The sequence below is a fragment of the Hyella patelloides LEGE 07179 genome, assembly GCF_900659865.1.
In the GTDB taxonomy this organism is placed as follows: Bacteria; Cyanobacteriota; Cyanobacteriia; order Cyanobacteriales; family Xenococcaceae; genus Hyella; species Hyella patelloides.
In genome coordinates this window covers 1-12165 of the sequence record NZ_LR213981.1, presented here as the reverse complement: position 1 = coordinate 12165, position 12165 = coordinate 1, and the positions used below count along the sequence as shown (strand labels likewise).

Sequence of the window (12165 nt, the reverse complement as noted above, 5' to 3'; positions counted from 1 at the left end):
TTCTATTTTTGCTAGACTCTCTACCTGATCTGGTTTTGTTTCTTCATAAAGTAGAGCAGCTATAGCTTCTAAATGCTGTGCTAAGAGTGCCTCTTTCTGGGAATCCATCTATTTTGCCATCAATCAATTTCCATTTCATGTTACCGCTTACTCTCTCTAAACTCTCTAGTTCTCTTGTTCTATCAAAACTGACTTGCTCCCGTTTTAATGAACCAATTTCATCCTCTTGATAGTCATATTTTAGCTGTTGTAGTTGCTGTTTAATACTTTTACGAATACTTTTATTGCTGCTAATTCTCATGCCACTTCTAGGACGTTCAATGACAATTTTATCTAATCTATGTTCGCTCATATTTGAGATGAAATGAAGGGTTATTATTAATAAGTAATAAGTAATAGGTGATAGGTAACAAGCCTATTTTGTTGGAGTGTTATTACTAAAAATTATTACCAATCCAAAATATTTGACAGCTAATAGTTATCAATGTGACGATTGAATATAGCTACTAAAAATAGTATGTTTAATTTTTGACTATTTTTAGTATTAAATTTATTCTCAAAAAGAAAAAAAGCAAAATAAAGTTGTACCGCAATTATTAACAATTACAGCTTTTCTAAGCAAAGGATAACTACTGAACCAATAAGTAGTAATAGTTCAATGGATATTTATTGCTCGCTCAATCAACCAGCAAATAACAACGATCTAATTTGCGCTCTTGGCTTTATCAAAGCAATATATGAGCGCACTTCTACCTATTTCTTGATGTATAGATTTAAACGCTATTACGTCTTAGTTAAATAACTTGTCTGTCAAAATTATTAAGATAAATTTTGTTTGTGCTAAGTTGCTACGTTCTTAAGCAAAAACCTCTTGTTTGATACCAATCATTTTTATTCCCCCTATTTCACCAAGCTCACAATACACAACTTAAAATGTTGTGGGAAATTATCTTTTTTATTTCAATAAATCTACGATTACATAAATAATACAGAAGTGTCAAGTAATTCTAGGAAAATTTTTGCTGATGTAACCAGAAAATATTAATATCTAACAATAACGAATAACTATTAAATAATTGTTTTACAATTAAAATGACTGAGATTCCGCAGGTTGGACAACCAGCACCAGATTTTACCGCCAAAGATCGAGATGGAAATAATGTTAGTTTAACAGATTATAGCGATCGCTGGTTAGTATTATATTTTTACCCTAAAGATAATACTCCTGGTTGTACTACCGAAGCTAAAGACTTTACAGAATATGCAGAGCAGTTTCAAGAATTAGGTGCAGATATTATCGGTATTAGTCCAGATTCAGAGCAATCCCATTGTAAATTTATTGAGAAACACAACCTGTCAATTAAGTTACTAAGCGATCCAAAGCGTGAAGTAATAGAAGCCTATGGTGTGTGGCGACTAAAAAAATTTATGGGTAAAGAATATATGGGGGTAGTGCGATCTACTTTTTTGATTTCTCCTGATGGTAAAATTGCCCAGATTTGGGATAAAGTCAGAGTAAAAGCTCATGTAGAGAAAGTATTAAAAGAACTACAAGGCTTAGTAGTTAGTAGTTAGTAGTTATTAGTGGTTAGTTCTCAATCGCTAATTGCTAATTATCAACTAATTACTGGTTACTGAATTACTAATTAACACTTTTCCAAACATCATTATTTAATTCTTTAAGGGATTTCAAGGTAATATTAGCGATCGCAAATTTCAGGTTATTTTGTTGTGATGGCTCTGGAATAGCAATACATTTCATTTGGGCTGCTTTGGCTGCTAATACCCCATTTAAAGAGTCTTCAAGAGCAAGACATTCTTGAGGAGAAACATCTAATTTATTGGCAGTAGTTAGATAAACTCCAGGGTGAGGTTTGCCTAAAATTTCTGATTCTGCTGAATAGATTTCGCTAAAAACATTTGTTAAATTAAGCTTTTGTAATGCAGCCTGAATAATTTTAGTTGCAGAGGAGGAAGCCAAAGCAATTTTTACTTGTTTTTGCCGAACAAAAGAGATAGCGTAATCTACTCCTGCTAATGGCTCACCTTTAAGATGAATTAACTCAATTACTTTACCAATAATCAATTCTTCAACTTCTTTTTTAGTAAGATTTTTCCAAGGATATTTTTGATACCAATAGTCAACTACCTCATCTATTCTTAAGCCCTTTGTTTTTAAACATAACTCAGGAGTAAGAGTAATATTAACTTGTTTAAAAATGAGTATTTCTGCTTCTTGCCATAAAGGTTCGGAATCTATTAGCAAACCATCCAGATCGAAAATTATTGCTTTAATCATTTAATTATTGTTAATAGTTCACATTATTTTTTATTTTATACTTTTACTTTATACTTGATTTAAGCTCCCATTCCTGAATATTGTTTTAAACCTTTTTTCCACAACCAACGATTAACAACAAAAAAAATAATCGTCCAAGCAAAAATAATTAAAATACTACGAACAAAATTAACATCTAAGCCAATAATTAAAGCTGCGGGAAAATGCATTAAATAAGGAAAAGGTGTTAACTCAATAACACGTCGAAAACCATCGGGAAATACTTCTAAAGGAGCGATCGCACCAGAGAGAAAGATATAAAATAAAAACCAAAACTGCTGAATTGCCGAGGCTCTTTCTGTCCAAAAAGCAAACATCGCAAAAGTATATTGAATAATAAATCTCAAGACAAACGATGCTGCGATCGCGAATAAAAACAATAAAACTTGACTAATACTAGGTATCCAAATAGCATCAGGATACAGCAAGAAAAATAGCCCAGTAAACAGAAATATCAGAGGAATTCTCGTCATTTTTTCAGCTAAATGTCTTGCCACATGATGCCATGCTGGATCTATAGGTTGTAATAAGCGAAAAGATAATTTTCCTTCGATTACTTCTTTTTCAAACTCCCAAATAACCCAAATAGCAGTAAACTGTCTAACAATAAAAACAGCGAAAAAATAACGAGCAAAGTCTTCCGTAGTCAGGTTAAAATCACCTTCTTGAGAAGCTTTAATCCAGACTCCCATTAATATAATAGGTAGCGAGTTAGATAATGCCCAAAGGAATATTTCTGCTCGATACTCTAACATATGGGCATAATGAGCTAGTAACAAGGTTTTCGCTTTAGCAATTTGCCATTTCATAATTTTTTTTGTAGTTAGGGTCTAATTGAGATTCGCTCTTATAGTAGTTATTAGTATTTTTTTGCTGGCTATTTAATTATAAAAATATATCATTCTCTAACAAATACAATGGCTATCATTTTTACTAATAGAAAGCAACTAAATAATGCCTAGGGTAAAAAGCAATATCTTTTAATAAAAATTACTACAATATAACAGTTTAAAATTGTAAAGTTAAATTATTTATTAATGTATTAAAGATGCACTAAACTGTTTTTTCTCCATTAGCTTTCTGAAACCAATAGAGAGCCAATATTTAATTATCACCTATAAAACCATACTGTAAAGGTTCTAGTAAAATTCTCATAATTTTTTTTGAAATTGTTAATTGTTAATGATTAATTGGGCAATATGAAATATCAGTTTTCCGATATTAGGTTAAACCGTATCTACTTTGAAAACCGTAGTTTTTCTTCTTCTGGATTAAGATGTTCTCTAAACCATAAGCTATCGCTATTAGCGATAGGAGCAGTATTAATTTGATTCAGAAAATCAGCAATAGCAAAAATTAACTCTTGCTGAGAATCATAACCAGTATGATAAATTATAATGCTATCAGCCTTTCTCTAGTTCGAGTGTGTGCAGATAAGCTTAAACTTGACAATTATAATTTCTTTAATCAAAAACCCTATCTGGTAAATCTGTTACTTCTCCTCTCATTTGCCAGCCTTTTTCTGTCGCTACTTGGCGTAAGTAGATAACTCTTTCTTGAGTGAGAGGATGGGTAGAGAAATAGGAAGATAACTTACTTCTTTTGTCTTTAGTTTTAATCCGTTCAAAAAAATCGAGGCTAGAATCTCCATGTCCGTATAAACGAACGATCGCCTCTAATGCATAAACATCTGCTGCTGATTCTTGTTGGCGACTATAGTGTAAATTTGTCAGAGAACCTGTAAGAGTAACAATATCTGCATTACCCGTACCCATACCCAAAGCACTAGCTACAGTCAGGAAAACAAGCGATCGCCCAAAGCCTTTCAAAGGATCGCGAGCCACATGATGTCCTAATTCATGAGCCAACACAAAAGCTAGTTCATTTTCTGATTCTGCTTCCTCTAGTAAAGCAGTAGTGACTAATATATGTCCCCCAGGAATGATTGCAGCGTTAGCAATTTCACTCTTTTGGATGTGGATAGTTAAGGGAATAGCAGTATTAAAATCTGGTGCTTGTAGAGAGGTTAAGAGGTTTTCTAAATATTGCAATTTCTCTGATTGAGATTCGGTAGATGTTGTCTTGACACTAGATAGCAATTGTTTACCAATTTTCATTTCCATTTCTGGAGAAATACGAGTCACTAATTGAGTTGCAACAACCCCTAAACCTAGATAAACCATCGCACTGAAAACTACGACAGTACCTAGCAAATTAGCAAAATTAACCAAAGGATGAATCGGTGTAACATTAACATCCTCTGGAATTTCTTTCGGCTTATAAACCATGACTTATCTAATTCCCGTACCGTAAGCAATCACTTCAACCGCAAATAAACCTTTTCCGCCACTTGCTTGATTGCCAATACTAGCAGTTTCCAAGCGTACATTAACAACTTGAGTTGCTCCCCAAGCGATCGCCTGTTCTTTCATGCGTAATATAGCTTCTCTACGTCCGCGATCTAAAATACTTTCATAAACTACAACATTACCACCCACAAGATTACGTAACGAAGAAGCAAACATTTTGAAATAATCAGCCGAAACAACCACACTACCAGCAAATAAGGCTGCTTCATTAGCTTCAGGAATTGCTTGTTTAGCACCAAAACTTATAATGGGTACATGGATAGTTTTACGCTCTCTTTTTTTAATATCTTTATAATGTTTCTTTTCTAAAACACTGCCAACAAAGTAGCCTACAGCGAGTAAGATAATAAACTCTATCATAATTTACTATTGCACCTTGACTGCTGTTCCGTAAGCAAAAAGTTCGGCTGCGCCTTGAGCAACAGAGGAAGTAGCAAAGCGGACGTTAACCACAGCATTTGCCCCTACAAAATTGGCTTGTTCGATCATTCTTTCTACGGCTTCTTTACGTGCTTCTTGTAGTAATTCGGTATATCCTTTCAATTCCCCTCCCACAAGATTTTTTAAGCCAGCCATAATATCTTTACCGACGTGCTTGGCGCGAATAGTACTACCTTGTACTAAACCATAATGTTCGATAATTTCTTTTCCTGGTACTCCTTCTAAAGTAGTGATTATAATTCCACTATTACCAGACGAAGCTTGACGAGAAGACCTTGATGTCATGATTAATTAATATCTTTTTCAATATTTTTTGAGTAATTCTATTCGTAGAGTTCCCGAAAATTAGCAAATAATTAAACAATCAGTTTTGAGATGATTTTTGCCTTTCCAGCTTTACAGAGAGATATAGATGCAAGTTCTCCATTCTTGGGTAGGGCTGGAATACAGTTAAGTGGACTTTGCAGAAAATCTTTGAGCAAAAAAATTTCTCTGTAAATTTACCAGGGTGTTTTCACAGTGGTGATTTTCCGTATCATCAATTACCTTGGTAAAAACTTTACTTTTATCGAGAGTGTAAATTTCATGAATTTAACCAAAAAAGCACAACTACTGGCAAAAATCGGGGGGGGTGCATTGCTGCTCTAGTTTGCTTCACTGGAGTAGAATCTGCTAGTGCTGCGATGGATTTTACAGGAGATTTCGACCCTGCCAATTGGACATTTACCACTACTAATGCAGACGGTTCTGTTAACACGACTAACGCACCCACCTCCATTACTCTTACAGGAGGAGATGATGGAAGTGCGGGAACTACGGATTACACCATTACTGCACCCAGCAACGAGACTATTTCCTTCTCTTGGAACTACAGCACATCTGACGGCCCTAACTTCGATCCATTTATCCGTTTGTTGAACAGTGTAGAAACTCGGTTAACAGATGATGGTGGAGCTGATAACCAATCGGGAACGGATTCTTTTACCGTTAATTCTGGCGATACGTTTGGTTTTCGGATCACAACTGTTGATGGCATTGTTGGTCCTGGATCGGTAACGATTAGCGATTTTGCAAGTTCGCCATCTGCTTCCGTACCATTTGAATTTAGTCCCGCATTAGGACTCGTGCTAGCGAGTGGGTTATTTGGTAGCTCTCATTTCTATCGCCAACACAAAGCAGGGGAAGTAATTCTCAATAGCGAAGCATAATATAAATATCGATATTTTAGTATCACTTACAATCAATTACATATTACAGGTTGAGTTGAAATTTTCTTTGACTTAAGCCTGTATTTTTTTAATAATCATTCTTCTCAGTAAAATTCAGTATGATATTGTACCAATTGGAAAAAAGAATGCAACAGATTAATTGTAGGGTGGGCAATGCCCACCCTACTCAGCGAAAACTTGCTGAAATAGTAGGAACAACCGCATCGGTTATTTGTCGCTTGGAAGATGCTGATTATGAGGGACATTCTTTATCTATCCTCAACCGCACCGCCTCCGCATTAGACAGAAGAATCAAGATTGATTTTGTTCCTCTGGTTAATCCTGGTTCTAATAAGTGAGACGATCCTCGACGATTTTAGAGAGTGCGCCTATATTGAGACTATAGGAAAAACTCTAGATCGCGAACGATTAAGATGGATCAGTGGATTAACTTTGAACAAAGTCTGGGACAAAGATTAAGCAGACAAATTCTCGATGACGAACAGAATAAAGCCAAGAATTTACGTTCCAAAGGTACGGCTATTGTTAGGGGTGTTGCTGGTTCGGGAAAGTCTTTAGTTCTTAGAAATCGCGTAGATAAGTTATTAGAAGACTTTGATGATATTTTAATCCTTACTTATAACCGTTTTATGAATGGTTGGCTCAAAGCAAAGTTACAGGATAATGCTGTTAATGTAGAGTGTAAAACTTTTCATCAATGGGCTTATCAAAAACTCAAATATAACTATGATTACGATCTAGATGAAGCGATTAGGTTAGCTCGTAAATGTCAGCGAGAATATCAAGCAATTTTAATCGATGAAGCTCAAGATTTTCCCGATCAATGGTTTCAAGCTTTATTAGAAGTTTTAGACCCACAAACAGAAGCGTTATTTATTGTTTACGATAATACTCAATCGGTTTACGGACAACCCCATCGTAGACAAAGTAATTGGACTTGGAAAAGTTTAGGAATTAATGTTCCAGGGGGACGCTCTCAAGTTTTTGATGTTAATTACCGCAATACTCCAGAAATCCTCGAATTAGCTTGGAATTTTATCGAACCTGCTTTAATTGCTGCGGATATGAAAGTCGAACCCAGAAAACGAGATGAAGCGGGAAAAGTAGTTAAAACTCCTGGGATTGGTAGCATTATCGAACCCAAAAAGAAATTGTCTCGCAGTTCTGCCATTGACCCTTTATTGCTAGAAATTTATTATGAAGAGATGCCAAACCAAATTGCTACTCAAGTACAATCAGCTTTAAAAACTCATTCTGATTCTTCTATCGGTATCCTGGTACATCCTCAAGCTAAAGATTTAAAAAAAGAAATTAGTAAAGAATTAAATACGCTTGAAATTGAACATCATGCGCCCACAAATTCTAGAGATAGAGATGGAAATGTAGTAAATCGTCCTTATATTGTGGTTGATTCTTGGAATGCCTTAAAAGGTGTTGAATTTGATGCGGTAATTATTGCAGGGGTTGATAGTTTAGGAGATAATTCTGATAATTCAGACCTTGATTTTGAAGCCAAAGCAGGACTTTATACTGCGATGACTAGAGCCAGAGATCATCTAATTATGCTCTATGAAAATAAAGATATTAATGTAGATTTTATAGAGTCTGCTTTAACTGTCAAGGATAGATTAGAGGCTGTTGAATAAGTTTTTATTCGTGGTTAGTCCCATAACATCTTCGTCCCAAAATAAGCGGGACTTGTACCCATCGCATTGGGGTATAAATGGGATAATATCAAGCGGAATAATATGGGTAAAGACTTTCTGTCAGAATATCCGTACATTAGTTCATTGCTACTCGATCGCTCATAATTTGTAATTAATCCTTTTTAAGCATTTTCTACGTTAAAAAATTGACCGACTAAACTAGAAACAAAAGATAATACTATCGAGCCAAATATCGCGGGGAAAAAACCACCTACAGTAAAGCCAGGAGTGAAATAACCTACCAAACCAAGAGAGAGTGCATTTACAACAAATAGAAATAATCCTAAAGTTAAAATAGTTAGAGGCAAAGTAAAAATAACCAATATCGGTTTAACAATCGCATTCACAAAACCTAATGCTATTGCACCTGTAGCAGCAGCTACCACACCAGTAATAACTAAACCTGGTACTATCCAAGCCGTAATCAGTAAAGAAAGTGCAGTGGCCAACCAAGTTAGTAAAAATTGCGACATGATGAATAATTTCTAATTTATCTTTCAATTATAATTATTCTATAAAATTACCTTTAATCATTTCCACTAGCGAAACTGCGATATTGATTCGCCATTTTGGTACGGAAACTAACACTGACACTTTTATTGTCTTGTTCTAAAGATAGTAAAGGAGTTGGTTTAGCTTGTTGATTCCAATTCATATTTACAATATGTCCTTGAATTGTGGGTTGCCAATTGGTATCTTGACGACCAGGACTTAAAAACGCTTCAATACAATCAATAATCTGTTTAACAGTACTCGATGTTGATTGAGTGGGTAACTTCATCAGCTTGACTTGAATCCGAAATAAAACGCGACGAGTCAGTTTTCCTTGTATATCAGTCTCATAGGTAATATCAAAAGTCTCATCAATCGTAAAACCATTACGATGGGCTATCCCGACAGCAGCGTTTTTTGAGAGAGATAGCCTTAAGGCAGTACTAATAAACTGTTTGATTTTGACTTTTACTTGGGTAACCAAAGCGTGATTAAATTGTTCTTCTTCCATCCGCATCCGAATATAATCTAAATTACAATCTCTTGAATGTACTAAATCGGGGTTTTTTTCCCATTTACTGATAGTTTCTAGAGCAGAATGTAATCTAGTTTGTAAGTGATTTACTCGATTTTGCTCATATTTAATTTTTGCGGAAAGTTGTTTATATTGTAGTCTACCAATTACAAAAAAAGCGATCGCTGCAAGCAAAAATCCTCCATTACTCAAAATTAATAAGTGAGAAGCACTAAATTGGTAACTCGATAAAATTCCACCTGAAGATTCTTGATTGGAAACTGTTTGTGTCGCAATAATTTTAAATGGTACATTCTGCTCAAACATAAATAGTTACAGCATAAAATTTCGGAGTATATTCTTAATATGCCCACGCTTCTTAAGATACCGATCAGAATTCTCGTTCAAAATATTCAGAATATGATGTTACCGCTAACCAATCTAATGCCAATACCTAGGTTTTCGGCGGTTAAAATTGCTTCCATTGCGATCGCCGTTATAGTTCAAACAACAACTAATAAATAATAATTTAGAAAAATTAAGTTTATAGGTGCTATTTCACCAAATCAAACAACAGATACTTTAGATAATAATTTAATTGGACTAATTTCTTTTAATAATTTCAAAGAAGCGGGATTTTTGACAAATAAAGAACCTGCAAACCCTAAAGAATTAACAGAAATACCGTGACAAGACTCTTGACTTCTAGGAACAATTAACATCCATTTTCTAGTAGCTAAAAAGTTATATGATCCAGGCTGTTGAATAGTATTTTTATCTAAAGTAAAGCCTATTTGTTCTAACAAAGCGTAGTAACAATCAAGCATTGTCTTGGCTGCGGTTAAAGGATTATCAAAAGAAGTTAGATCGAGACTTGCGATCGCATTTTTAAAAGGAAAACTGGTTATTGTACCTGTAGAGTTACTAAATTCAACTCGCTCTATAGCAGGAGCTATCGGCAAATATTCGGTATCAGGAATAAAAGGTAAAGGTACAAGTTGTAAATGCTTATGCCTTTGAGATGCTCCTGCATCTTTGCCCCCATTAAAGAAAGCCAAGCCATCAACTTCCTTTATACAACCCCATAAAGCTATAAAATCATTAATATTTAACAGATTTTCTTGTGACTCAAAATCGCGAGTAACAATTAATAAATGATGATCTACCACATTAAATTTATTGAGTAGACATAAATGAGTCGAGGTAATATCCTCAACGAATAAATTTTCTTCATAAGGTAAAAATGGATCGAAGTATTTACCAGTTTTCTTTTCTTTTTTTTTCTGCTCTTTTTTGGCTTTTTCTTTTCTAAAAACGTTTGCTAAACTCCGCACTAAAAAAGAAATATCATCTTGCTTAATGAAATAATATTGCGTTTCAATAGATTTTAATGCACCAGTTTGGCGAGCCGACTCCGTTACCTGAACTGTTTTTTGCCACAAGGTATCAGGCTTGAACAATAAATTATCTGAAGGGTTTTCTATCTCATAATTCATAGTATTTTAGAGGTATATAGGCTTACTTGATTAAGATAAAGCTATTTTAGCTATCTATTAGAAAGAATATTTTTTGATAGTAATAAACATAATCCCATAAATAAAAAAGGCATCGAAAAATAGCTTGCTACATCGATACCTTCAACAAAAAAATTACGCAATTGGCATCTTCTCTCTTATAAACCTTCTAAAGGAACTTGCAAAAATCTTGCTAATTCTGCTCCCTGATTTTCTAAAGTAGATAGAGCAATAGGTTCACCAACTCTAGTTAAAGGAATATCTCGAAGTTTTTTCGCCTTGAGATAAAGAACTCTTTTGGGGTTGAGACCTTCTCTAATTTCTGCTTTTACAGCTTGAACATCTTCTAAAGGAATCTTTACCTCAACTATGCGATCTTTACCAGGGAACCCAGAACGAAAAATAGTTGCATGACCAGTTTTTTTATCAAACTCATTGTAACCACCTCCTACATCCCAGAGAATTACCAACCAAAGGTAAGCTGCTAACAGAGAACCTGCAACGCCATAAAAGGTTAAAGCAACTCCTTGGGGGAAAAACTGTATATTGCTGACATCAGAAACCAGCAAAAGATTAGTTTTGAAGTAGCTCGATAATCCGCAGAGTAAAAACCCGACACCTCCCATTGTAACGATCGCTGCCCAAAAAAAATTACTAAACCTACGAGAGCCTAAAACATCCTGACGCAAAAGATTGGTTAGATTAGTCATTGTAAATGTTTACTTTTCTTAATAATCTGCAAAAAAGGTGAAATTCAAACTTAAATCATTGTCTCATCGAGCAAGAATTTTGTTTGCAAAACTTCTTCTATTTCTCAGATTGACGACTTTAAAACTTAGAGTAAGAGCGGAAATCATGGCGGTCATTTGAGTACTAATAATCAGCTAGAACCTTTAATTTTTCTAGCTAATCCATCATGAAACTTGAAAGTCGTGCTATTTTAAAAATTGTTAATCAATCCTTAGCGTAAGGTAAAGATTGGTAACAAATAAGCTATTTGCTTTTTTGGTTAACACAGCAATCATAACTTGGTTAAGTTTTTGATAAAGCGAGCAAAACCCTAATCTTTCTCTGGAAAAACTCAGGTATAGCGATCGCTGACAGATTGAAAACAAAACCACAATCTAAGACAATAATTATTGATAAGCCTTAATGCTATCGTAATTAAAAGAAAAAACAGTTCACAAATTTTTGTGAAGTATGTAGGATTGTAAGAATACACATTTTGAAAAATCTTGCAGTTTATATAGTTAAGCAAGAGGTTTAAAAACTTATGACAATCGCAGTAGGACGCGCACCAGTACGTCAAGGGTGGTTTGACGCTCTCGATGACTGGTTAAAACGCGATCGCTTTGTATTCGTGGGTTGGTCTGGTATCCTACTATTCCCCTGTGCTTACATGGCATTAGGCGGATGGTTAACAGGTACTACTTTTGTCACATCTTGGTACACTCACGGTTTAGCATCCTCTTACTTAGAAGGAGCTAACTTCTTAACCGTAGCTGTCTCCTCCCCCGCAGACAGCATGGGTCACTCCCTACTCTTCCTTTGGGGTCCCGAAG

The 12165-nt window shown here is 34.8% G+C and carries 14 protein-coding genes and 1 pseudogene; 5 read left to right on the top strand and 10 right to left on the bottom strand.

The features are described from left to right. Positions 1-43 precede the first annotated feature (43 nt). The gene (locus tag H1P_RS36465) at positions 44-352 is read right to left on the bottom strand and encodes a hypothetical protein (RefSeq protein WP_186376129.1); all 309 of its coding nucleotides are present in this window, start codon (positions 350-352) and stop codon (positions 44-46) included. Between the two features lie 740 nt (positions 353-1092). On the opposite strand from H1P_RS36465, the gene bcp reads away from it, so the two are divergent. Beyond that, positions 1093-1575 carry a thioredoxin-dependent thiol peroxidase gene (gene bcp, locus H1P_RS24730; protein WP_144872348.1) on the top strand — a complete coding sequence of 161 codons (483 nt, stop codon included), beginning with the start codon at positions 1093-1095 and terminating at the stop codon, positions 1573-1575. Between the two features lie 67 nt (positions 1576-1642). Here bcp and hxpB read toward each other — a convergent pair whose 3' ends face one another. The 5 genes from hxpB to H1P_RS24705 all read right to left on the bottom strand — a co-directional run bounded on the left by hxpB (position 1643) and on the right by H1P_RS24705 (position 5433). Beyond that, entirely contained in the window at positions 1643-2299 is a 657-nt protein-coding gene (gene hxpB, locus H1P_RS24725) for a hexitol phosphatase HxpB (RefSeq protein WP_144872346.1), read from the bottom strand. Between the two features lie 59 nt (positions 2300-2358). Continuing rightward, positions 2359-3147 carry an ABC transporter permease gene (locus tag H1P_RS24720; RefSeq protein WP_144872344.1) on the bottom strand — a complete coding sequence of 263 codons (789 nt, stop codon included), beginning with the start codon at positions 3145-3147 and terminating at the stop codon, positions 2359-2361. A 654-nt stretch (positions 3148-3801) separates the two neighbouring features. Next, positions 3802-4626 (bottom strand): M48 family metallopeptidase, encoded by an 825-nt coding sequence (locus H1P_RS24715; protein ID WP_144872342.1) that lies wholly within the window; start codon positions 4624-4626, stop codon positions 3802-3804. Between the two features lie 3 nt (positions 4627-4629). Beyond that, positions 4630-5067, bottom strand: a complete 438-nt coding sequence (locus tag H1P_RS24710) for a YbjQ family protein (RefSeq protein WP_144872340.1) — start codon at positions 5065-5067, stop codon at positions 4630-4632. A gap of 6 nt (positions 5068-5073) precedes the next feature. Then, on the bottom strand, positions 5074-5433 hold the full coding sequence (locus H1P_RS24705; protein WP_144872338.1) for a YbjQ family protein: 360 nt from the start codon (positions 5431-5433) through the stop codon (positions 5074-5076). A gap of 398 nt (positions 5434-5831) precedes the next feature. Between H1P_RS24705 and H1P_RS24700 the strand changes: the two genes are divergently transcribed. The 3 genes from H1P_RS24700 to H1P_RS24690 all read left to right on the top strand — a co-directional run bounded on the left by H1P_RS24700 (position 5832) and on the right by H1P_RS24690 (position 8023). Next, on the top strand, positions 5832-6356 hold the full coding sequence (locus H1P_RS24700) for a PFE-CTERM domain-containing protein (protein ID WP_144872336.1): 525 nt from the start codon (positions 5832-5834) through the stop codon (positions 6354-6356). 146 nt (positions 6357-6502) lie between these two features. Next, a complete protein-coding gene (locus tag H1P_RS24695) occupies positions 6503-6715 on the top strand; it encodes a helix-turn-helix domain-containing protein (RefSeq protein ID WP_186376128.1) in 213 nt (70 codons plus the stop codon). A gap of 75 nt (positions 6716-6790) precedes the next feature. Then, a complete protein-coding gene (locus H1P_RS24690) occupies positions 6791-8023 on the top strand; it encodes a UvrD-helicase domain-containing protein (protein ID WP_144872334.1) in 1233 nt (410 codons plus the stop codon). A gap of 182 nt (positions 8024-8205) precedes the next feature. On the opposite strand, the gene H1P_RS24685 is transcribed toward H1P_RS24690, so the two are convergent. The 4 genes from H1P_RS24685 to H1P_RS24670 form a co-directional block, all read right to left on the bottom strand. Next, complete coding sequence (locus tag H1P_RS24685) at positions 8206-8556, bottom strand: phage holin family protein (RefSeq protein ID WP_144872332.1); 351 nt, start codon at positions 8554-8556, stop codon at positions 8206-8208. A 53-nt stretch (positions 8557-8609) separates the two neighbouring features. After that, positions 8610-9416: a hypothetical protein gene (locus H1P_RS24680; RefSeq protein ID WP_186376127.1), complete on the bottom strand. Its 807-nt coding sequence runs from the start codon at positions 9414-9416 to the stop codon at positions 8610-8612. A 239-nt stretch (positions 9417-9655) separates the two neighbouring features. After that, the gene (locus H1P_RS24675; RefSeq protein ID WP_144872330.1) at positions 9656-10585 is read right to left on the bottom strand and encodes an ATP adenylyltransferase family protein; all 930 of its coding nucleotides are present in this window, start codon (positions 10583-10585) and stop codon (positions 9656-9658) included. Positions 10586-10761: 176 nt separating this feature from the next. Then, positions 10762-11313, bottom strand: a complete 552-nt coding sequence (locus H1P_RS24670; protein ID WP_144872328.1) for a photosystem I assembly protein Ycf4 — start codon at positions 11311-11313, stop codon at positions 10762-10764. 563 nt (positions 11314-11876) lie between these two features. Between H1P_RS24670 and H1P_RS24665 the strand changes: the two are divergent. After that, positions 11877-12165 (top strand): annotated as a pseudogene (locus tag H1P_RS24665) (photosystem II D2 protein (photosystem q(a) protein)); the annotation flags it as partial.